This window comes from Streptomyces violascens (assembly GCF_014649955.1).
Taxonomy (GTDB): Bacteria; Actinomycetota; Actinomycetes; order Streptomycetales; family Streptomycetaceae; genus Streptomyces; species Streptomyces violascens.
This window is the reverse complement of the sequence record NZ_BMUA01000001.1, coordinates 142,969-163,128: the sequence shown is the minus strand read 5'-3', so window position 1 is coordinate 163,128 and position 20,160 is coordinate 142,969. Positions and strand designations below refer to the sequence as shown.

Below are 20,160 nucleotides of genomic sequence, written 5' to 3'. Positions count from 1 at the left end.
CTCATCCAGCCGGCGGTGCCGGTATCGCGTGCTCGGCGGCGCGGCTGACCTGCTCCCATCCGGCCCAAGTGGCCATGCGCTTGCGGGAGATGTCGAACGCGAGGTCATAGACCATGCTGCCGAGCAGCAGGCGCTGCGGTGGCTCGTCGCTGTCCACGAGCGTCAGCAGGGCGGCGGCGGCGAGCTTGGGGTCGCTGTCGATCGAGCCATCGGCGAACTGCGCCGCGAGGTCCGCCCGCAGCGGGTCGTATGCCGCCAGCGTGCCGGTGCTGTGCATCGCGGTGTAGAGGTCCGTCCAGTAGCCGCCCGGCTCGATGATGCTGACCTTCACTCCGAAGCCGGCCGCCTCCAGGGCGAGCGCCTCGCTCAGGCCCTCAAGGGCGCATTTGCTGGCGCTGTAGAGACCCGTGCTCGGGAAGCCTCCGAGCGCGCCGATGCTCGATATCTGCACCAGATGCCCGGAGCCCTGCTCCCGCAGCGTGGGCAGCACCGCCTGAGATACCCACAGGGCGCCGAAGAAGTTGACTTCGAACTGGGCTCGGGCCTCGGCCTCGGTGAATCCCTCGACCATGCCCATGGACAGTGTCCCGGCATTGTTGACGACGACGTCGAGCCGCCCGAAATGGCCGACTGCCTCGGCGACTGCTGCGAACACCGCTTGACGGTCGGTCACGTCAAGCCCGAGGGGCAGGACCCGCCCGGGATGGGCGGCCGCGAGCTCGGCCAGGGTGCCGACCGAACGTGCGGCGAGGGCGACGCGATCGCCCGCGCCGAGCGCGGCCTCCGCGAAGGCGCGGCCGAGACCACGGCTGGCCCCCGTGATGAACCAGACTCGGCCGGTGTTTCCGGTTGAGGTACGCACGGTATGACTCCCCTCAAGTGAGACGAGACGGTTCGTATCGTTCGATGCCTCAATCATGCCCGCCGTCGCGTTCCTGAGTCAATACGGACCGTCTCGTCTCGTTCGCTGCTAGAGTGGAACCCATGCCTGCCAAGCCGAGAAACAGTGCCCCGGCCCCCATCCGCCGAAACGAGGCGTCCCGTAAGGCGATCCTGACGGCCGCCTTCGACCTGGTCGGCGAGGTCGGGTTCGGCAAGCTGAGCATCGAGGCGATCGCCGCGCGGGCCGGCGTCGGCAAGCAGACGATCTACCGCTGGTGGCCCTCCAAGGGCGCGGTGTTGTTCGACGCGCTGCTCATGCTCAGCGAGGACAAGGCCACCGGACGCCCCGAGCTCCCCGACACCGGCGACCTGGAGGCCGACCTCAAGACAGTGCTACGCGCCACCGTCGGCGAGCTCAACGACCCCCGCTACGACGAGCCGATGCGCGCCCTCAACACCGAGATCGTGCACAACCAAGAGCTCGCCGCGGCCTACACCGAGCGCCTGCACGAACCGATGCAGCGCCTCAAACGGGACCGCCTGCGCAAGGCCCAGCAAGTCGGTCAGCTCGACCCGAACACCGACCTCGACCTTGCGATAGAGATGATCTGGGGCCCGCTGCTCAACCGCTGGCTGCAGCGCACCGGCCCGCTCACCCCGGAGTACACCGACAGCATCGTGGAGACGGCTCTCCACGGCTTGATGCCGCGTTGCTGAGTGGTGCTGCTCCGCTGATGTGGGTCTGGGCCCCCCTGGCTCTCGTTCCGCGCCAGTTGGCGGTGTTGTGCCCGGCTCGCGCCCGCTTCTGAGACAGACTGGCTTGCAGGGCTTGCCCAGGATGACGGCCTGACCGGCTACGAAGTGCCCGGGCTGCCCGACGCCCAGGCTCTATTCGACAACACGGAAATCCTGCACACCCAATCCAACCCGTGGGCCGCGGACCGCTCCTGGGCCGTCCGCACCGACTACGACGTCTGGAGCACCAAGTCGCGGCCGCCGCCCGCTCGCTGAAGCACCGCTCGCGGACATCGAGCTCGAAGCCGTCCGCCTGCCTTGGACCGGCTAGCGCGATGACCGGGAACGTTCGCCAGGCCGGTGGTCGGGTGGTCGGGCTGCGCCTGGTAGTCGCCCGCCGCCGCAGCGCACACCTGCCCCGCATCGGATGCGTGCTCGCGCTCGTCGTTGGGCGGCCAGGACGTCGGGGATGACGGGTGTTCAGGTCGCGCCGGCACAGGTAGGTGTGCGGCGCCCTGGCCTGGACGGTGTGGTTGGGGTGAAGCACAGCTCGACCCTGTTCAGGGCCGCCCACCTGCGGATCGCGCGAGGAGCCGCACCGGAGCCGAGTCGGGCGCGGGCGGGCACGCTGTTGCGGTGGAGGCGCACGCAGGTGATGGCGTCGATCAGGATCTCCGGGCCGTCGAGGAAGTGCGCTCGACGCGGATGAGGATGGATTTGGTCGCGGGGGTGTTGCTGGTCTCGGCTGTGGCGTCCAGGGCGACCAGCACGTTCGTCTCGGGGTAGTAAGCCGCGGCGCAGCCCCGCGGTGTGGGATAGCGGACGGCGCGGAAGCCGGGCGCACGACGTTCCCCGTCGGGGTTGACACTGACCAGGTCGACCAGGTCACCGTCGCGCAGGTGGAGCCCGCGGAGGTCATCCTGGTTGAGGAAGACGACCCGCCGCCCTCCTTTGATGCCCCGGTAGCGGTCGTCGAGGCCGTAAACGGTGGTGTTGAACTGGTCGTGCGACCGTACCGTCGTCAACAGCAGGTGCCCGGGCGGAACTTCGGTCGCCGTCGGCGGGTTGACGGTGAAGCGGGCCTTGCCGGTCTCTGTGGGGAAGGTGCGGGAGTCGCGCGGCCCCCGGGGGAGCATGAAGCCGCCGGGCTGCTGGACGCGCTGCTCGAACGCATGGAATCCGGGGACGACGTGCTCGATGTGACGGCGGATCACCGCGTAGTCGTCGCGCATGGCGCGCCAGCCGAGTCCGTCGCCGAACAGCGCGTGGCCTAGGTCGGCGATGATCGCCACCTCGCTGCGCAGGTGCGGAGTCCCGGGACGCAGCCGTCCCCGGGAAGCGTGCACCATGGCCATCGTGTCCTCGACGGTGACGAATTGTTCGCCGGAGGCCTGCTGATCGCGCTCGGTGCGGCCGAGGCAGGGCAGGAGCAGCGCCTCGGTGCCGTGGCACAGATGGGACCGGTTCAGCTTGGTCGCGACGTGCACTGTGAGGGCGCAGTTGGCCAGCGCGGCCTCGGTGACCTCGGTGTCCGGCGTGGCAGCGGCGAAGTTGCCGCCGAGGCCGATGAACACGTCGATCCTGCCGTCGCGCATGGCCCTGATCGAGTCGACGGTGTCCAGGCCGTGCGCGCGGGGTGGGTCGAACCCGAACTCGCCCCTCAGCTTGTCCAGGAACGCGTCCGGCATCTTCTCCCAGATGCCCATGGTGCGGTCGCCCTGGACGTTGCTGTGGCCGCGGATCGGGGCGGGTCCGGCGCCGGGCCGGCCGATGTTGCCGCGCAGGAGAAGGAAGTTGACGATCTCCCGGATGGTGGCCACCGCGTTACGGTGCTGGGTGAGCCCCATCGCCCAGCAGACGATCACGCTGTCGGCGGCGAGCACATCGGCGGCGCAGGACTCGATCCGGCGTCGGGACAGACCGCTGAGTGTCTCGATCCGCGACCAGTCCAGGTTCCTCCACGCGGCAACGGCCTCCTCGAAGCCGTCGCAGTAGCGGTCGATGAAGTCGCGGTCGAGGGCGGAGCCCGGCCGGGCGTCCTCCTGGTCGATGAGCGTGCGGTTGAGGCCCGCGAACAGGGCCAGGTCGCCGTTGACACGTACCGGCAGATAGCGGTCGGCGAGCTTTGTACCCGGGCCGACCAGACCACGCGCGGTCTGCGGGTTGTGGAACCGGCCGAAGCCGGCCTCGGGGAGTGGGTTCGCGGCGATGATGCGTGCCCCACGCTGCTTGGCCTCCTCAAGGGCCGTGAGCATGCGGGGGTGGCAGGTTCCTGGGTTCTGGCCGACGATGATGATCAGGTCGGCGTGATCGGTGATGTCGCCGTACGAGATGAGGCCCTTTCCGACGCCGAGTGTCTCGGTCAGGGCCGCGCCGCTCGACTCATGGCACAGGTTCGAGCAGTCCGGCAGGTTGTTCGTGCCCAGCCGGCGTGCCAGCAGCTGGTAGAGGAAGGCGGCCTCGTTGCTCGTCCGGCCGCTGGTGTAGAAGACTGCACGGTTCGGATCGGCGAGACCGCGCAGGCTGTCGGCGACGCGCATGAGGGCGTCGTCCCAGGTGAGGGGCGCGTAGTGGGTGGCGCCGGGGGCGAGGTGCATCGGCTGGGCAAGTCGGCCCTGAGCCTCCAGCCAGTACCCGTCCCGCTCCCGCAGGTCGGCGATGGAGTGTTCGGCGAAGAACGCCGCGTCCACGCGTTTCCGGGTGGCTTCCCATGCGACCGCCTTCGCGCCGTTCTCGCAGAATTCCGCGTTCTTGCGGTGTCCGGGCTCCGGGTCGCCCCAGGCGCAGCTGGGACAGTCGAAGCCGTCAACGTGGTTCACTGACAGCAGCGTCTGCAAGCTGCGTCTCGGTCCCATTTCCGCCAGCGAATAGCGCGCGGATTCGGCGATGCCGTGGAGTCCGACGCTGGACTTCTTCGGACCCGACGACGTCACATCCGATGCGGATGCCGGACCGCCGGCCGGCGCGTGTGTTCCCGGGGGATTGCTCGATTGATCGGCCATGACTGCCTCTTTGCCTATACGGGACAATGATACGCAAGAGCAAAGTTGACCGTAGTGGCGTATGCGAGATATATGAGCCGGCCGCCGGTCGCGATGTATGAAGACGCCCAGTACGCTTCGCCGACCCTGAGCCCGATGGAGGCGAAGAGATCGCTGAAGCAGATCGCGAACAGCCCCAGGAAGAGCAGGCCCGCCGGCCGGTCGGCGACCTTGAAGAACATCGTGGCGCCCATCGCCGAGATCACCATGAAGGCGACACACATGCCTGCGTCGGTTCGTGGATCATTGAAGCGATATCGGTTCCAGCCGATCGCGAACCAGAGGATGCCGTACGCCGAGAATGCCGACGCCGCCATGTACAGCGGCTGCTCCTTGGCGAACACCTGGAACCAGGTCAGCCCGACGAACAGGATCAGTCCTGTGACGAGCCGGCAAGAGCCGGGCCTCTCCGCGTCTGCCGCAGCCACACCGCCAACGGGCAGCTTGCTGACGCGCCCTGGAAAAAAGTTGTTGGCCGCTGTCGATCCGGCCGCGTCCCGTTCGACGTCATGATGTGCGGCGCCTCGCCACACAGTGACGCGACAGAAAACCTGATGAGGAAACACGTGGATCAACTGCTGAGAGTGATGAATTTCAACGTGTCGAGTGAGGGGATCGGTGCCGGTGAGCACCAGAGTCTCGAGCGGCCGTTCGGCCACGACCATCCCGAGAGGCTGTTCGCCTGGGCCGGAGCCACGGCGAGCTGGCCCATGCGCACGGATTCCGGAGGGAGCCGGGGCCTCGACGACTACTTCACGCGAGACTTCGCACGCAACATCGGTGCCGAGATCATGGGCCGCAACAAGTTCGGGCCCCAGCGTGGGCCCTGGCCAGACGATGAGTGGCGCGGCTGGTGGGGGGAGGAGCCTCCCTTCCACACGCCGGTGTTCGTCATGACCCACCACGAGCGTCCGTCGTTCACGCTCTCCGACACCACGTTCCACTTCGTTGAAGGCGAACCGGCCGAGGTCCTTGTACGGGCGCGGGAAGCGGCGCGGGGCAAGGACGTCCGGCTCGGCGGCGGGGTCACCACCATCCGGCAGTTCCTTGATGCCGACCTCGTCGACACCATGCATGTGGCGGTCGCGCCGGTAAAGCTCGGGTCCGGACTACGCCTGTGGGAGTCCCCCGATGAGCTGCTCGACCGGTTCCACCTGGAGATCGTGCCCAGCCCGAGCGGCGTGACGCACCACCTGTTCTGGCGGAGGTGACGCGAGAGCTTCCTCGCTGACCGTTGTCCATACCGCCTCCCGTGCATCGGCGCGGCGCAGGGGAGGCGGGTGGCCCGTCAGGTCCCCGAAAACCACTGGTCCGGTGCGGAGTTGGGCCCTACCGTGCTGCCGGTGACAAGCGACCCCCGTGAACCGGCAGAGTCTCTTCCCGAACCCGGAATCTTCTCCCGTACGTATCTGGCTGCCACGGCGAGTTTCGCTGCGGTGATGTTCTTGACCGGGTTCGCGGCGCTCGCGGTGATGCCGTTGCTGCCGGTGGCGGCTCGGGACCTCGACGGAGTCGGTCTGTACCCGTTGGTGGCAGGGGCGTTCGTGGCCGCGAGCCTGCTCGGTGGTGTGCTGGGCGGGGCATGGGCGGATCGGGGCGGTGCCCGGCGCCCCCTGACAGCCGGGGTGGTCTTGACCGTTGCGACACTCCTCGTCTCCGCAACCAGTACCAGCGTCTGGCAGCTGGGCCTGGGACGCTTCACCGACGGAATCGCGGCGGGCCTGGTGGCGGTGTCCGTCAACGCGGCCATCGGGCAGTCCTACCCGGATCACCTGCGCGCCCGCGCCTTGTCCTTCATGAGCGCCTGCTGGATTATTCCGTCACTGGCCGGGCCTCCGCTCGCCGGGTTCGTAGCCGAGTTGTGGTCCTGGCGTGCGGTGTTCTTCGGCCTCGCCGGGTTCACTCTGATTCCCGCGGCAGCCGCGGTACTGCTCCTTCGCGGACGACCGGCACATTCAGGAGCACCGCAAGAACCTGAGAGTTCCGGGGCATCCCTGAGGCGGCCCGCGCTGCCCGCCGCAGTGATGGTAAGCGTGGCTGCGGCTCTCACCCAGTACGGTGTTTCCGCTTGGAACGTACGTCACGCGGTGTGCGCGTCGATCGGTGTGGTGGTGCTTGTGGCGTTCGCCCCGAGGCTGCTGCCACCGCACACCTGGCGAGCCGGGGGAGGGTTGCCCGCCACGGTGCTCCTGCGGGCGCTGACCTCCGGTGCGTACTTCACGCTCGAAGCCTTCGTCCCCCTGATGCTCAGCACGGCCCGACATGTACCGGGCATCGTGGTGGGTCTGGCATTCACCGGGGCGGCACTTGCCTGGGCTGGAGCCTCCTGGGTGCAGAGCCGTCTGCAGAGCCGGGTTCGGCGGCACCGGCTTGTCGCCGTCGGGGCCGGAATCATGGCGGTCGCGGTGGTGGTAGCGGCACTGTGCACCGTGCCGGCGGTGCCTCCGGCCGTAGCGGTGTCCTCGATGGCGATGGCCGCCGTCGGCATGGGGCTCGCGGCGCCGTCACTCACGCTGCTGTCGCTTGCGCATACTCCGGCCGACCAGCAGGGCTACGCAAGCGGTGCGATGCAGACCTCGCAGAATCTCGGCCAGACCCTGGTGCTGGCCGTGGCGTCGACTCTGTTCACGGCGCTCTCGGCGGTGTCGACGAGTCAGCTGCCCGCGTTCGCCGGGGCATTCGCGCTCCTGGCACTCCCGATCGCGGGGGCTGTCTGCCTGGCAGGCCGGACACGCATCGTGGCCACGGACCAGCACCACGCATCGGGGCCGTCCATCTCTACGGCCAATACTGGAGCGGGCAAGGGGACTTAGGAGTTCCGGGGGGTGTCACCGTGTGCGTGACCATGCCGTTCCACGACTGGTGGCAGTCGGCAGAGCACCACAGCTACGGTGGGCCGATGCCACTGATGCCGCACCGTGCCGCGCTCCTCGTCATCGATATGCAGGACGACATGTTGCCCATCATGCATCGCTCCGACCGAACCATCGGAACCATCGCGGGTCTCAGCTTCCGAGCCCGTGCTTCCAACGTTCCCGTGATCACGGTTCGACAACAAGGGTGCGGCGACGTCCTGCCTGAACTGGCCTCGCGCAAGGGAGAGTTGGTGATCACGAAAACCTCCGCGGACGCCTTCTTGGACACCGACCTCGATGAGACGCTGATCCGCCTTGGTGTGACCGAGGTCCTGGTCACCGGTTTTGCCACGGAGAACTGTGTGGAGACGACCGCCCGCCAAGCCCTCAGCCATGGATACGACCTGGTACTCGTGGCGGACGGACACACCACGTCCGTCCGCTCTCAGCCGACAGACTTCGCCCCGCCGGACCAGTCGATCGCCCATCACAACGAAATCTACCGGCACATCGATTTTCCTGATCGCAGTGTTCGGGTCCTGCCTGCCCTAGAGGTTGACTTCATGGCGCCGGAGCCGGGAACACGCCAAGGGCAGGGCCGGGGACGTCAGCCACCGCAGGGCCGGACGGATTCGTGAAGGTCGTGCGTGGCCAGACCTTGAGCAGGGTCGGCGTACTGCCGCGTGCAGGTCGATCACGCCGCTGGTGCAGGCATGTGCCCTTCCGACGGAGATGCCGAAGCGGGTGGCCGTCTGGGCGAGGGTGTCGTGCTTGCGCAGGTACACCAGGGCGACCAGCGCGTGCTGGGCGGTGGGAGTATGCAACGGCGGCCACCCTCTCGGGTGGTGACGACCATGGTGGCCCACTCGGCCGGGGCATGGGTCGGTCGAATGCGGTAGGACAGGGAACCAACGAGGCTCCAGTGTCGATGAGTTGAGACTTCCAACACCTGTCTCAACGGCACCGGAGCGTCGCGCGTTGCGCACCCTGCCACCGTCGCCCTGCCATCAACCGGGCCCGCGCTTCAGAACTACCGGACACCATGAAAGCCGGGCAGCACGAGCACAGTGTCATCGGAGTCGCCGAAGGGCCCGTCGGAAGGGGTAGCCGTCGCGGTGTTGATGGTGAGCCCAAAGATGCAGGCAGTTCCGAGGATAACTGCGGCGATACGGCGCATAAGGTTCCCTTTGCTGTCCAGGCAGTGGGGCTTGACCCAGTGGTTTGTCCGAGATGCCGCATGGTTGCCCGAATCGGGACGTAGCCATGCGCGTGTCACTCGATTGGGGTGAGCGGAAACACCCTTCTGCGCGCCCGCCTGGCCGTGAGCGACAAAACCGCCTCCGGCTCGTGCACCCGGGCCGTGGAGTTCACCCAGGACCGCCACGACCGCGCCCAGTGGCCGGCCCATGGTGTACGTGATGGCCCATTTCCCGACCGGCCAGCGCCTATCAGCACGACCCCGACGCCAATGGGACGAAGTCGCCGACGCGCAACGGCGGTGGGCACTCCGCGACCGGTCGCCGGTCGAACGGTACGGCCCTACCATCACCCCCCGCGGCGCATCCGTGTGGCTCGACGAACCGGGGAAGCCCGTACCGCAGGCGGCCACCACGTAGGAGGCGCCGCACCATGGACGACGAGGAACCGTCCGGCGCAGTGGGCGGCGGGCCGCGACCGCCGCCGGGCCGCCGACCGGCAGATCACCGGCACCCGCCGCGCCCCCGGGTCTCGGACCCGGAAGTGGCCGACACCGCAGGACCTGGCGGGTCCGTGAGGGCTGGCCAGGGGCGGTGTTGAGGCCCACTCCACCCCCAACTCGGCGAGCACGGCGCGTCGTTCGGGGATGAGTTTGTGGCGGCTGGTCTTGGTCGTCGCGTTCGCCAGCCCTGCTGCAGGGATAAGTGCTTCGATCGCATGGCAGGGCACATGAAGCCGCCTGAAAGAAGGCGAGTTGCCTGTCTCGGGGTGAACCGCCGGCCGACGACGTCGAGGCTATGCTGTCGATCCCGCCGGAGAAGTTACGAAGGCATCCCCAGTTGCTGTATGTCCGGCGTGCGAGCGAGCGGCCGCCAAGACGCTGACCTACGCCCGGGGCGGGGCCGAGCGGACGTACGACGACATCGCCTACCGCTACCTGTGCGCCTGCCCGCAGGTGCCGTTCCTCGGTGTCGAGACCCTGGCGAGCCACGCTGAGCAGGAGCGGCGGCAGCAGGCGGGACTGCCCGAAGACCTGACCCGGCTCGCCGGGCGGCGTGACTTCCTGGCCCACCGGCGCCTCTCCATGCCTGACGGGGAGTTCCGAGTCGGTATCGAGCGGGGGCTGCTGTACACCATGGCCGAGCCCGGGGGCGAGGTCGTGGGCAGGTTCCCCCTGACGATTCGCCATCGCGTGCTGGACGGGCTCAGCAAACCACAGGACGTACGTCCCCGGCCCACTATGTCGGCCTGGAGGCTGCTGCAGTTCGCCGGGCTCACCCTGGTGCTGCTGGACGACGTCGCCGACTATCTGGGCCGGGCTTGGCTGTGCGAGCGCTTCGAGGCGCTGCACCGTTGACGGTGGCGTGGCGACGGTCTCCATGTACCGATGCGGGGGCCGGACGAACGTCAGGCCCCCGCACCGGAGGTGGCGGCATCGGTGCTCGCCGGCTCCCGTGCCCGGATCAGACCCGGTCGAGCTGGTCCGGGATGACCGAGCCGTCGGTGCGCCGCACGGGGCCGTGCGTGCCGTCGGGGTGCGTGGCGCCGGTGGTGGCGCACGGGTAGGTGCCGGACTTGCGTGGCAGCGGGTCGATGAACATCGGGTTGGCCACCCAGCGGCCGTCCGCGTCGTCGAAGGCGCGGCACATCAGCTCGGACTTGTTGCGGTTGATGGCCAGGTGGGCACCGGTGGCGTCGTCGACGAAGGTGACGTCGGTGTCGGCGTCGCCCGCGCCGAGGGCGATGCGGTGCGCGAAGTCCTGTTTCTGCCAGGCCTTGGCGCCCTTGATCTTGAAGATCTCCTGGTTGATCATGCAGCGCTTGCCGTCCATGTAGGGCAGCGTGTCGCCCCGGCCGGTCTCGACGCCGCCGCAGCCCTTGATCTCCGTGGTGAGACGGCCGTGCTTGGTGACGCTGCGGATGCCGATGGTGTGAGCACGGTCGAGGCCGACGCCGCTGGACCACGCCTCGGCGATGGGCTCGGATGAGGCGGAGACGATGTAGACGTCGAAGCCGGCTGCCTTGAGGGTATGGATCAGGTCCTTCTGCTGGTCGTAGTAGCGCACGTAGCCGGCCAGGGTGTGCGTGCCCACGGTCTGCTTGGTACCGACGGGCGCGGAGAGCTGCTCGGCACGCGCCTTCTTGGCGAAGGAGGTGAGCTGCCCCGGGGTGTGGCCGGCGAACAGCTGAGGTATCCAGGCGTACGCGGGCACGGTGCGGCGGTGGTTCCAGTCACCTGCGAAGGCGGCCTCGCCGGCCATCGTCTGCGACTTCTCGCGGATCTCGAAGATCTCGTCGGCGCACGCCGCGTTCTTCGAGGTGGGCAGGGGCCGGCCGGCGCGCACCTCGGTGCCGCACGCCTTGGTGAGAGCCTTGTCCGCGGCCGGGGTGAGCCAGGCGCTGGTGTCCCGCCAGCTCTTGGGCTGGAGGATCTTGTCGTGCTTGAGGGCCCAGGCGAGGGTCGCGTCCGTGATGTCGTTCTTCACGACGGTGTTGTCCCAGTCGAAGGCGGCGACAGGGCGGGGGCCGCCGTTGCCGGAGCAGGTGCCGCGCTCGTCGATCATCTTCTGCAGCTTGGCGCGGTTGGCACCGGCCCAGGTGAGGTTCTTGTCGAGCTGGGGGCACTTGGCGCTGGACGAGTGGGCCGGTGCGGCGGTGGCGGGGACCGTGGCGGTGAGGACCGCGGCGGCCAGGACGCCGACGACGATGGCGGGCTTCTTGCGCATGCGTTCTCTTACGTGTGAGGGGTGGCAGGACAGGCCGGGGCCGGCGGGTGGCCGCCCGGGCACTTGATCTTGGACCCTACACAGGGTCCCATAGCCGCCCGCGAGGCCACCGTCGACGAAGCTGGAGTTGTCACGGGGAAGGAGGGCGACCCTGGTGGCCATCTCCTCGGGCTCCGCGAAACCGCCGTGACCACCGTCCCGACCGGTGACGTGCGTTGATCATCCTGGACCACACGGCCGCCATTGCCTTGGCCCATGTCACCGGCTCCTCGCCGGGCCGGCCTCCGCCCCTGGCCGGGAACGGGCACTGGCAGCGCTTACCTGCAATTCGACGGCCCCTCGTACTTGTTGGGCGAGTCCAACGACATCAGAGGATCAATCCCGGCAGCGGCAAACTACAACGACTACTCACCCATCCCCGGCGGCCAGTTCAACGGCGGCATCATCTGGGGGAAGCCCACCAACTGGCGCGTCGCGGTGGGCCCGGCGGAGGCTTCGAGAGATGTGCCCCGCCCGCCCGGCTGGGGAGGGGGCGGGGAGAGGGGCAAGAGGTTTCTCCGGTACTGGGAGACCGGCGTGGCCTACCTGAAGGGCAACGCTGCGCGGCACGAGCAAAGGCTCCTGCTTGCAGCCGGCTTGGCCCGCTTGCGGGCCGTGGTCGGGGGAGTGCAGTGAGTCCGCCCAGGTCGAGGGGAGCGGGGGGAGCAGGTCTCCCAGCTTGGCCTGGGGCGTGGTGTTCGACACCCGCACCCGCACCCCCGGCCCTGGGGCGTGGCCGGGGGTGCGGTGTCGGCTCGCGGGCCCCAGGGCGGAGGGGGTCAGCCCATGATGACCTTGGCGACCCGGTACGCGCCGCCGGCCAGTTTGTAGCGGACCTTCACCGTGTCGCCCTTGGGAAACGTGTTGGCCTTGGCGTAGAGGGCATGGGGTGTCCACGAGTTGGTGTGGGGCTGGCCGCGGATGACGTTGATCCCGACGATCGTTTCGTGCATCTTGAGCCCTGCTTTGGCCAGCGGCCCGTCAGGGTCGAGCTCGATGATTTCGGTTCCGCCTTCTTGCCCTTCCGGGCAGGCGCCGTCCCTCGGTGTGGTTCGGCACGCTCCCACGCGCGCTGTGATGAGGCCGAGTTTGGGAATGGTGCAGCCGTCGTCCTCTGTCTTTTCCCAGCAGAGCGGTGCGGCGCGGGCGGTTACGGGGGCCGGAGTGGCCTGAGCCGGGGCGCTGAGCAGTCCCAGCCCGCATGCCGCGACCGTGAGCGAGGCAGCGGCAGCATGGCGGAAACGGAAGATCACAAGGACTCCGATCGACAGCCTCCGGTCCGTATGACCGGGGGCAATTCCAGCCCTGCCCGCCGGCCCGACCAGCCACACTGCAGCTACTCGGAAAGGGGGACGGCTACTCGGAAAGGGGACGGCACCGCATATTCTTTCGCCACCCTTCAGCCGCGCCCGGGTCGGCAACCGATCCCCTGTAAACGAGACCCCGAGGGGAGCGGGGACCTCTAGCGAGTTCCCGGACGTCCAACCGCAGGGCGGATCCCCGCACTAATCCTCTGAAGGGCGAATCGGCCGCCGGTAGATGAGCACGACACCGTGTGGAACGTCGCGCCATTTCTCAGACCAAACGTCATGGGCGTCCCCATGGGCGATGCGGATTTACTCCGCGCTGACCAGGCGGTCGGCGCAGTTCCGGGCTGCCCGGCAACCAGCGAATTCTTTAGGTCTGAGGCGGGCCGTCAAGGATGAGCGCAGCTCATCGCGGTATCGATGCCGCAGGCGTCCTTGACGGCCCGCCTCAGACCGGACACTTCACAGCTGGGCGGCCCGATTTCCTTGCATTCCTTGAAACTGTACGAACGAGCGGGGACGACAGAGCCGACCTGGGGAATTGCACGACCGCTCACAGATCGCGGTGGTCATCTCAATTTCCCTGTGTTTTTTGGTTCTTGGGACGTTGTGATGCTGGAGGCCAGCAGCATGATCCGGCTTGAAGGGCGTATCGAGACGTCCACCCAGTCGGTGAGCGCCGCCGCCCGTGAGGGGGACGTGGCCCCATCCGGGGGCAGTTGGGGCCCTGCGTGTGTCCCAAGAGGCGCGGTCCGCATGGGTGATCAGCTTCGGGAGTGGGGGCCTAGCTGTTGAAGAGCGCGTGGAGTCCGATCAGTACACCGAAAAACAGCAGCGTCACGAGCAGCGCATAGAGGAACGTCAGATAGGCCGTCACGATCGACGCCAGCGCGAACCAGCGTCCGGGCAGGCCATGGCGTCGAGCCCTCCTGCGTCCGATGTGGCCCGAGATGATCGCAACCACGGAGCACACCAGGATGAGAAACACCCATCCCAGGGTGAGCGGCAGGAACATCGTTCCAGTAAGGATCTTCAGAGTGACCACCGATCGGGTGACGTCCGCCCACCCGTAACGAGCAGGGCTCCCTGACTGTTGGGCGAGATGTCTGAAGTCTCAACCGTTCGGCCAGGGAGCCCTGTTGGTCACCTATCCTTGCGCATTGGACCTGCCGCATGCCCTTGTGGAGTGGGTGACCATGCTGATCGTCACCCGCGAGGGTGACCGCAGGTGCAAGCTCCCGCCCTCGCAACGGGCTCTGGTGGCGCTGGTGTACCTGCGCGAGCACACCACTCTCGCGAAACTCGCCGCAGGGTTCCGGATCAGCGAGGGCACCGCCCACGCCTACGTACACAGCGTGACCGCACTCCTTGCAGCACGGGCCCCGTCCCTGACCCGCGCGTTGCGGAAAGCCCGCCCGGAGTACGTGCTGGTGGACGGCACGATCGCCGAATGCGACCGCGTCGGCGACAGCACAGGCGACTACTCCGGCAAGGCCCGACGGCATGGTGTGAACATCCAGGCCGTCACCGGACCCGACGGCGAACTGCTCTGGTACTCGCCCGCGCTGCCAGGCCGGACCGTCGACATCACCGCCGCCCGCACCCACTGCATCGTCACCATCTGTGAACGACTGAGGATCCCGGTCCTGGCGGACAAAGCCTACGAAGGGGCCGGCGGAACCTTCGCCACACCCTTCAAACGGCACTGCGGACGCGACCTCACCGTCAAACAGCAAGCCGTCAACCGGGCACATGCCCGACTGCGGGTACCGGTCGAGCGGGCCTTCGCCCGGCTGAAGACCTGGCGCCTGTTCCGCAAAGCGCGCTGCAGCCCGAACCGCCTCACGTCAATGGCCCAGGCCGTCCTCACCCTCGAGCAGCAACGCTGAAGATCCTTAGTGACCAGGTTCCCTGTGGCTGCGGCCACCCCGACCGCGGCCGCTCCGCCGCTGATCCTCGCGGCCCGGTTGTCCAGGCCTTCAGCTGTGCTGCTCATGCCAGAACCCTAACTTCCGCTAGGGCCTGTATCCGGAGTGGATCAAGGTGGTGAGTGATGGCTGGCCATGGCCCAGAACTGAGATCGCCTGCGCGGCCGGTCTGGGTGGGGCTTCCCCGCAGCTCCAGGGCGCGATCAGCCCGGAGCCCGACGGCTCGACGCGCCTGCACCCCGACCGGGCTGTCGACACGCTCTACGGCGATTTCCCCGAACCTCTCACCCGCCTGGGCGGTTGGCCTGCTGCGTGCGCAAACCCCCGAATGCGGACGAGGAGTCCCAGGACACCACAGCTGGAAGCACACTCCCTCCACCCACGTCGTCTGCGGCACCGTCGCAACGGCCCTCAGACGACGTCGAATTCGTTGCCCTCGGGGTCCTTCATGGCGACGGCGTAGAGCCCCATGTCCGGCTCGTCCTTGACCCGCACCACGGTGGCACCAGCTTTGACCAACCGTTCAACCGTAGCCTTGACCCGCTGTGTGCGGACGTCCAGTGGGACGTCACGGCCCCCACCGACCTTCAGGTCGAAGTGCCACCGGTTCTTGGTGACCTTCGGCTCTGGAACCTGCTGGAACCACACCCTCGGTCCACGTCCCGCGGGATCGATGATCGACTCCGGAATGTCCCCGGCACCGGCTGGCAGTTCTGCCTCGGGCACCCCCATTGCCGCCCAGTAGGCACGCCACGTGGCATGCCCGTCCGGCGGAGGTTCAGGCACGTAGTCCAGGGCCTCGGCCCAAAAAGTCACCATTCTCTGCGGATCGGAGCAGTCGATCGTCAGCTGCACTGTCATCTCCATGCTCCGAGCATCCCAGGCAGGTCTGACAGACGATCCACCTTCGCAACAGCCCCTTAGGCTCAAGGTTGTTGCAGAAGCCGGCGTGCAGGCCTTCGACGGCCGTGACGGCATGGGCGTAGGCGGCACTCGGACCAGGCTTGAGGCCGTATGCCTCGCTGAATGCCGTCCGGAGATGGTCAGCCACAGTCTGCGTCTTCGAAGCCCCTGTCTTCTCGGCTTTGCCGTAGGCGGCACGGAGGGTCTCGTCGATCCGGAGTTCGAGACTGTCGCGGTCTTCGGAAACCGCAAAAGCGGAGTCGCCCTCGTGCAGGATGCCGTCCAACTACAGGCGTACGCCGCAACGGTTTGACGACCGTGCCAGTCGTTTCCCGGGTTGCCCGGTGGAGGCAGCTCAGTGTCGCGCCGATGACCTCGACGCGCAGCATCGGATTCGTGCGGTCGTTGAGGACGGACAGTTCGGCAGCCGGATCACGGGTTTGCAGAAGGGGCCGAAGGCCGAAGCCGAACCGGGCCGGGACCTGGAAGAATCGGTTCATGCGCGCAGCCCGGCTCCTCTCCCTCGTTCTCCTGCTGCAGAACCGGGGCAGGCTGACGGCCGACGAGCTCGCGGAGGAGCTGGGTGTCTCGGCCCGGATCGTCTACCGGGACATCGACTCACTGAGCAGTGCGGGCATTCCGGTCTACGGGGACGCAGGGCACCGCGGCGGCTACCAGCTGCTCGGCGGCTACCGGACCCGGCTCACCGGACTGCATGCCGACGAGGCCGAGTCGTTGTTCCTGGCCGGACTGCCCGGTGCGGCGGCGGATCTGGGGCTGGGCGAGGTGCTCGCGGCGGCACAGCTGAAACTGACTGCGGCGCTTCCGACCCCACTACGGGACCGAGCCGGCCGGATCCGCGAACGCTTCCACCTCGACGCTCTCGGCTGGTACCGGGAACAGGACTCCCCACCCGCTCTCGTAGCGCTCGCCAATGCCGTGTGGAACCAGCGGCGCATCCAGGTGCGCTACCGCCGCTGGGCCGAGCCGCAGGAAGTCGAGCGCGAACTGGACCCGTACGGCCTGGTCCTCAAGGCGGGCGTCTGGTACTTCGTCGCAGCGGTGGACGGCGCGGTGCGGACCTATCGGGTGTCGTCGATTCTCAGCCTGGCCGTCGAGGAGACGGGCTTCGAGCGCCCCGACGGCTTCGACCTGACCGCCCACTGGCAGGACTACCTCACCGCCTACGATGCCCGCAGGCTGAGGCTTCAGGTCTCCGTCCGGATCGCTCCGGCACTGCTCGCCGCACTGCCGGACCGCCTGGACGCGGCACTGGTCCGCGCCGTCGAGGCTTCGGCCGGTCCGCCGGACGGCGACGGCTGGGTGACAGCGACGGTACCGCTGGAATCGGTCGACCTGGCGGTGCCCACGCTGCTGTCGCTGGGGTCGGACATCGAGGTGCTGGCTCCCGAGGAGCTGCGCTGCAAGATCGCGGAGACGGCGGCGGCCGTGCTCGACCAGTACCGACCGGCGGATACATCAGGCCGGGCGGGGGCCGGCGACCTCAGCAGCAGTCCGGCGGACACGGTCGCCAGCAGCGCAAGGGCGGCGAGGGCCCCAAAGCCGTAGCGCGTGTCACTGTGGTCGGTGACCGTCGCGACCAGGAACATCACCCCGACCGTGGCCGCCAGCCCGCCACCGTTCGCCAGTCCGAAGGCCCTGCCCACCGAGGCGTCGTCGGCCGAGGCCATCAGCATGGTGCGGGAGGCGATCCTGGCCTGCCCGAAGAAGAACGCACCCAGTGGCACCCCGACGAGGTAGCCGGCGATCGCGAACTGGCTCTGCAGCACAAGGCCGACGTTGCAGAGCAGGAAGCCGACGACGGCGATGCGAAGGTCCGGACTGCGCCGGCTGACGATCCGGTAGGCACCGGCGGCCGCCAGGAAACCGAGGCACCCGAGGGCGTCCCACCGAACATTGCTGCGCCCAGGTGGAGTTCACCGATCATGGCGGTGGGCAGCAGAGCGTTGAAGACCGTGACGACCACGCTCCCCTGGGCGTAGAGCAGGATGAAGCGGCGCATTCGCAGCGGCCCGCGCGTAGCCGCCCGGGCCGGCGCCTGCTTCCCTGCGACGGTGGCCGTCGGCACCCGGTCCGGGCGCCGCCCCACTGCAGCGAGGCATAGCGCCGACACCATGAAAGTCCCGGCGTTGAACACCAGCAGCGGCACGGCGCCGAACGCCTGGACGCACAGCCCGCCGACGGTCGCCGACAGCAGCATCCCGGCCTGGGTCCCCATCTCGTAGCGGGCATTGAAGCGCCGCAGCCGGTCCGCCGGAACCCGTTCCTTGATCAGCGCGGAGCTGGCCGGAACGAACAGGGCACCAACCACGGCGAGCGCCAGATTGGCGCCGTAGATCCCGGATCCCGGGGCACCACCGCAGGCCAGCCACAGCGGCAGCCCGAGGGCCAGCGCCGCGCTGGTGACATCGCAGCCGATCCACAGGGCCCGTCGGTCGAAGCGGTCGGCCAGCCGGCCGAAGAACGGCGACAGCAGGGCCTGCGGCCCGGCGACGGCGATGAACAGCCAGCCCACGGCCAACATGGTCTGCTGCTCCCTGATCATGAGCAGCGCCCCGACGATGAGCTGGACGTTGTTGCCGAGAGCGGTTGCGAAAGCAGCGGGCACGAGCAGGCGCTCGGCGCGGCGGGAGTGATGACTGAGGATCATGGCACCAATGTCCGGAGGTTCACTGACATCTTGTGTCAGTGAAGTCTTCGCGTAACAGCCCCCTGTTGTGCGACGTCATCATCACCGTGGCTCCGAAGATGCCCCCGCCCGGAGCCACGGTCATCACACCGTGGCTCCGGATGGCTCTCCACGCGGGGCGCGGGGGCGGGGCAGTGTCGTCCGGATGGACAGGTCCAGATCGACGGCATGATCGTGGACATGAGCGAATCGAAACGGGCCCTGCTCTCACGGCTGTGGGAAGAGCACATGCGCGCGCCATTCCCACCGCACATGCGCGGTCGAGAGATCGAAGGCGAAGACATGGTGCTGCTCGACGCGGAGGTCGCCGGCTGTGTCCTCTCGTCGCTGTCAGGGCCTCTTGATGAGAAGCGCCGCGAGATTCTGCTCGCCTGCCTTGCGGCGGTGGAGAAGGTCTTGCCTTCGATCGGTGACGAGGGCAACGCGACCGAGTACTACAAACATCTGCGGGACATGGCCGCGGCGGCGGTCGGACTCGGGAACGCCGACGCTGATGACCCTTCCTGAATTCGGCCGTGCGCTTGGGGAGTTGGTGGAACCTGCTCTGTGGATCTTCCCGCTCTTCGTGTGACGGTGTTCGGTCTGTTCGCGTGATCTGCAACGCTCCCGGAGCGCGTTCCACGGGGGTGACTGGACTTCCCACCGTGATCGACATGGGGAACAGGTACGGACGCAGCCGGAGAATCGAGCCGCCGCGCTCAGCATGGCCCCGGCGCCGTCACCTACACCCAGCTCACCGCGGGCCCCATGGCAGACGTGGGTTCGCGGCCCGGCTCGCCTTCGAGTCACCCTGATCCGACCGGACGCCGTGGCTGTCCGCCCGTTCGACGGAGTGGCCGTCACCGCACTCTTCGTCGTGGTGGGACCCCGATGGGGCATGGAGGACACGGATCCGAACCAGTGAAAGTGCGGTGTGCGCCCTCGTCATAGGGGGCGCATACCACATGGCCGCGCCACGGCGACCGCGGCAGGAAACGCTGTCCAGTCCCCGTCCTTCACCACCAACTCGCCCGGCCAGCGTGCCGGTTGCGCTGCGGGCGCGGTGCGTCGATCTGCTGGAAGGAGAACGGTGCCCCGCGGCGGCGCGGGTCGATATCAGGTCCTCGCCGCTGTTCGCGCGGTCCTGATAGCCGAGCAAGGCAGTTCCGGCCAGGGCAGGCTGCCCGGCACGGCCCGGACACCATCGCTTCCCCGCTCGACGATGCCGAGACCGACCATGACCTCGGCAAGATCCCGGATGGTGCATGGTGCCGGGAGTCCGATGGCAGCCAACGCGCCTTCACCCCGACTCCGACGCTGTTGGGCCTCGGCCCGGACCTCGGCTGCTTCGTCGCCGTTCCCTGCGTCCTCCGGATCATCGGGCTCCAGCCACAGCGCCGGCGAGTCGAGGCTTTCCCCTACACCGCGGAACATCGCCGGGAAGGCGCCACCGCCGATCTCCGACACCACGTCATCGAGAGATCCACGCAGCTCCCGGACCGCCGCCGTGGACAGGACCATGCACAGCAGGAGCGACTGCGAGCGCGGCAGTACATGGCTCCAGAGGCTGAGAAATCAATCGCTGTGCAGCGACAGGTCCGGTCCCTGCTGATGCCCAGTCACGTACGGGCCTCCTTGGCACATATGAGTGGGGTGACCTGCCGACCGCGCCGGGCGTGGCATTTGCTGGCGAGGGCGAGGGCGAGGGCGAGGGCGAGGGCGAGGGCGAGGGCGAGGGCGAGGGCGAGGGCGAGGGCGAGGGCGAGGGCGAGGTTGAATTCAGGCGGCCTGCCCGAGTACACCGCGCTGAGCCCGAGCTAGAGGACTACTGGCGAGCCCAGGTCGCGCACCGATGAGT

General features: G+C 68.2%; 19 protein-coding genes and 3 pseudogenes. 11 read left to right on the top strand and 11 right to left on the bottom strand.

Going from position 1 to position 20,160, the window contains the following annotated elements; translation table 11 throughout:
• Position 1: 1 nt before the first annotated feature.
• Positions 2 to 862, bottom strand: coding sequence for an SDR family NAD(P)-dependent oxidoreductase (locus IE206_RS00800; protein ID WP_229853162.1), 861 nt, complete (start codon positions 860 to 862; stop codon positions 2 to 4).
• Between the two features lie 122 nt (positions 863 to 984).
• Here IE206_RS00800 and IE206_RS00795 point away from each other — a divergent pair, with 122 nt between their 5' ends.
• Positions 985 to 1,599: a TetR/AcrR family transcriptional regulator gene (locus IE206_RS00795; protein ID WP_189959546.1), complete on the top strand. Its 615-nt coding sequence runs from the start codon at positions 985 to 987 to the stop codon at positions 1,597 to 1,599.
• Positions 1,600 to 1,743: 144 nt separating this feature from the next.
• Entirely contained in the window at positions 1,744 to 1,893 is a 150-nt protein-coding gene (locus IE206_RS00790; RefSeq protein WP_189959544.1) for a hypothetical protein, read from the top strand.
• A 389-nt stretch (positions 1,894 to 2,282) separates the two neighbouring features.
• Here IE206_RS00790 and IE206_RS00785 read toward each other — a convergent pair whose 3' ends face one another.
• Both IE206_RS00785 and IE206_RS00780 read right to left on the bottom strand, forming a co-directional pair.
• Positions 2,283 to 4,619, bottom strand: coding sequence for an FdhF/YdeP family oxidoreductase (locus IE206_RS00785; RefSeq protein WP_189959536.1), 2,337 nt, complete (start codon positions 4,617 to 4,619; stop codon positions 2,283 to 2,285).
• A gap of 14 nt (positions 4,620 to 4,633) precedes the next feature.
• A complete protein-coding gene (locus IE206_RS00780; RefSeq protein ID WP_189960815.1) occupies positions 4,634 to 5,323 on the bottom strand; it encodes a hypothetical protein in 690 nt (229 codons plus the stop codon).
• Between IE206_RS00780 and IE206_RS00775 the strand changes: the two genes are divergently transcribed.
• From IE206_RS00775 to IE206_RS00765, 3 genes are all read left to right on the top strand, one after another.
• Positions 5,225 to 5,869 (top strand): dihydrofolate reductase family protein, encoded by a 645-nt coding sequence (locus IE206_RS00775; RefSeq protein WP_189959534.1) that lies wholly within the window; start codon positions 5,225 to 5,227, stop codon positions 5,867 to 5,869. The genes IE206_RS00780 and IE206_RS00775 overlap by 99 nt on opposite strands.
• A gap of 228 nt (positions 5,870 to 6,097) precedes the next feature.
• A complete protein-coding gene (locus IE206_RS00770) occupies positions 6,098 to 7,471 on the top strand; it encodes an MFS transporter (protein WP_189960706.1) in 1,374 nt (457 codons plus the stop codon).
• A 32-nt stretch (positions 7,472 to 7,503) separates the two neighbouring features.
• Positions 7,504 to 8,151, top strand: a complete 648-nt coding sequence (locus IE206_RS00765; RefSeq protein WP_373300860.1) for an isochorismatase family protein — start codon at positions 7,504 to 7,506, stop codon at positions 8,149 to 8,151.
• A gap of 42 nt (positions 8,152 to 8,193) precedes the next feature.
• Here IE206_RS00765 and IE206_RS00760 read toward each other — a convergent pair.
• Positions 8,194 to 8,425 (bottom strand): annotated as a pseudogene (locus IE206_RS00760) (helix-turn-helix domain-containing protein); the annotation flags it as partial.
• 1,240 nt (positions 8,426 to 9,665) lie between these two features.
• On the opposite strand from IE206_RS00760, the gene IE206_RS00755 reads away from it, so the two are divergent.
• Positions 9,666 to 10,067 (top strand): hypothetical protein, encoded by a 402-nt coding sequence (locus IE206_RS00755; RefSeq protein ID WP_189959532.1) that lies wholly within the window; start codon positions 9,666 to 9,668, stop codon positions 10,065 to 10,067.
• 106 nt (positions 10,068 to 10,173) lie between these two features.
• On the opposite strand, the gene IE206_RS00750 is transcribed toward IE206_RS00755, so the two are convergent.
• The 3 genes from IE206_RS00750 to IE206_RS00740 all read right to left on the bottom strand — a co-directional run bounded on the left by IE206_RS00750 (position 10,174) and on the right by IE206_RS00740 (position 13,797).
• Complete coding sequence (locus tag IE206_RS00750) at positions 10,174 to 11,436, bottom strand: HAD family hydrolase (RefSeq protein WP_189959530.1); 1,263 nt, start codon at positions 11,434 to 11,436, stop codon at positions 10,174 to 10,176.
• 818 nt (positions 11,437 to 12,254) lie between these two features.
• Entirely contained in the window at positions 12,255 to 12,728 is a 474-nt protein-coding gene (locus IE206_RS00745; protein WP_189959528.1) for a serine protease family protein, read from the bottom strand.
• A gap of 838 nt (positions 12,729 to 13,566) precedes the next feature.
• Positions 13,567 to 13,797, bottom strand: a complete 231-nt coding sequence (locus IE206_RS00740) for a DUF4190 domain-containing protein (RefSeq protein WP_189959526.1) — start codon at positions 13,795 to 13,797, stop codon at positions 13,567 to 13,569.
• A 124-nt stretch (positions 13,798 to 13,921) separates the two neighbouring features.
• Between IE206_RS00740 and IE206_RS00735 the strand changes: the two genes are divergently transcribed.
• Complete coding sequence (locus IE206_RS00735; RefSeq protein WP_189959524.1) at positions 13,922 to 14,671, top strand: transposase family protein; 750 nt, start codon at positions 13,922 to 13,924, stop codon at positions 14,669 to 14,671.
• A 199-nt stretch (positions 14,672 to 14,870) separates the two neighbouring features.
• Positions 14,871 to 15,198, top strand: a pseudogene (locus IE206_RS42285) (alpha/beta hydrolase); the annotation flags it as partial.
• On the opposite strand, the gene IE206_RS00730 reads toward IE206_RS42285, so the two are convergent.
• Positions 15,122 to 15,577, bottom strand: coding sequence for a VOC family protein (locus tag IE206_RS00730; RefSeq protein WP_189959522.1), 456 nt, complete (start codon positions 15,575 to 15,577; stop codon positions 15,122 to 15,124). The pseudogene IE206_RS42285 and the gene IE206_RS00730 sit on opposite strands and share 77 nt — an antisense overlap.
• Here IE206_RS00730 and IE206_RS00725 point away from each other — a divergent pair.
• Both IE206_RS00725 and IE206_RS00720 read left to right on the top strand, forming a co-directional pair.
• Positions 15,576 to 15,926: a hypothetical protein gene (locus IE206_RS00725; RefSeq protein ID WP_189959521.1), complete on the top strand. Its 351-nt coding sequence runs from the start codon at positions 15,576 to 15,578 to the stop codon at positions 15,924 to 15,926. The genes IE206_RS00730 and IE206_RS00725 overlap by 2 nt on opposite strands.
• Positions 15,927 to 16,111: 185 nt before the next feature.
• Positions 16,112 to 17,182, top strand: a complete 1,071-nt coding sequence (locus IE206_RS00720; protein WP_189959519.1) for a helix-turn-helix transcriptional regulator — start codon at positions 16,112 to 16,114, stop codon at positions 17,180 to 17,182.
• Between the two features lie 121 nt (positions 17,183 to 17,303).
• Here the strand turns inward: IE206_RS00720 and IE206_RS00715 are convergent, their stop codons facing one another.
• On the bottom strand, positions 17,304 to 18,284 hold the full coding sequence (locus IE206_RS00715; RefSeq protein ID WP_229853161.1) for an MFS transporter: 981 nt from the start codon (positions 18,282 to 18,284) through the stop codon (positions 17,304 to 17,306).
• Between the two features lie 219 nt (positions 18,285 to 18,503).
• Here IE206_RS00715 and IE206_RS00710 point away from each other — a divergent pair, with 219 nt between their 5' ends.
• A complete protein-coding gene (locus tag IE206_RS00710) occupies positions 18,504 to 18,830 on the top strand; it encodes a hypothetical protein (protein ID WP_229853160.1) in 327 nt (108 codons plus the stop codon).
• Positions 18,831 to 19,418: 588 nt separating this feature from the next.
• Here the strand turns inward: IE206_RS00710 and IE206_RS00705 are convergent.
• Both IE206_RS00705 and IE206_RS00700 read right to left on the bottom strand, forming a co-directional pair.
• Positions 19,419 to 19,859 (bottom strand): annotated as a pseudogene (locus IE206_RS00705) (DUF6042 family protein); the annotation flags it as partial.
• Between the two features lie 62 nt (positions 19,860 to 19,921).
• Complete coding sequence (locus IE206_RS00700; protein WP_189959513.1) at positions 19,922 to 20,104, bottom strand: hypothetical protein; 183 nt, start codon at positions 20,102 to 20,104, stop codon at positions 19,922 to 19,924.
• Positions 20,105 to 20,160: the final 56 nt, after the last annotated feature.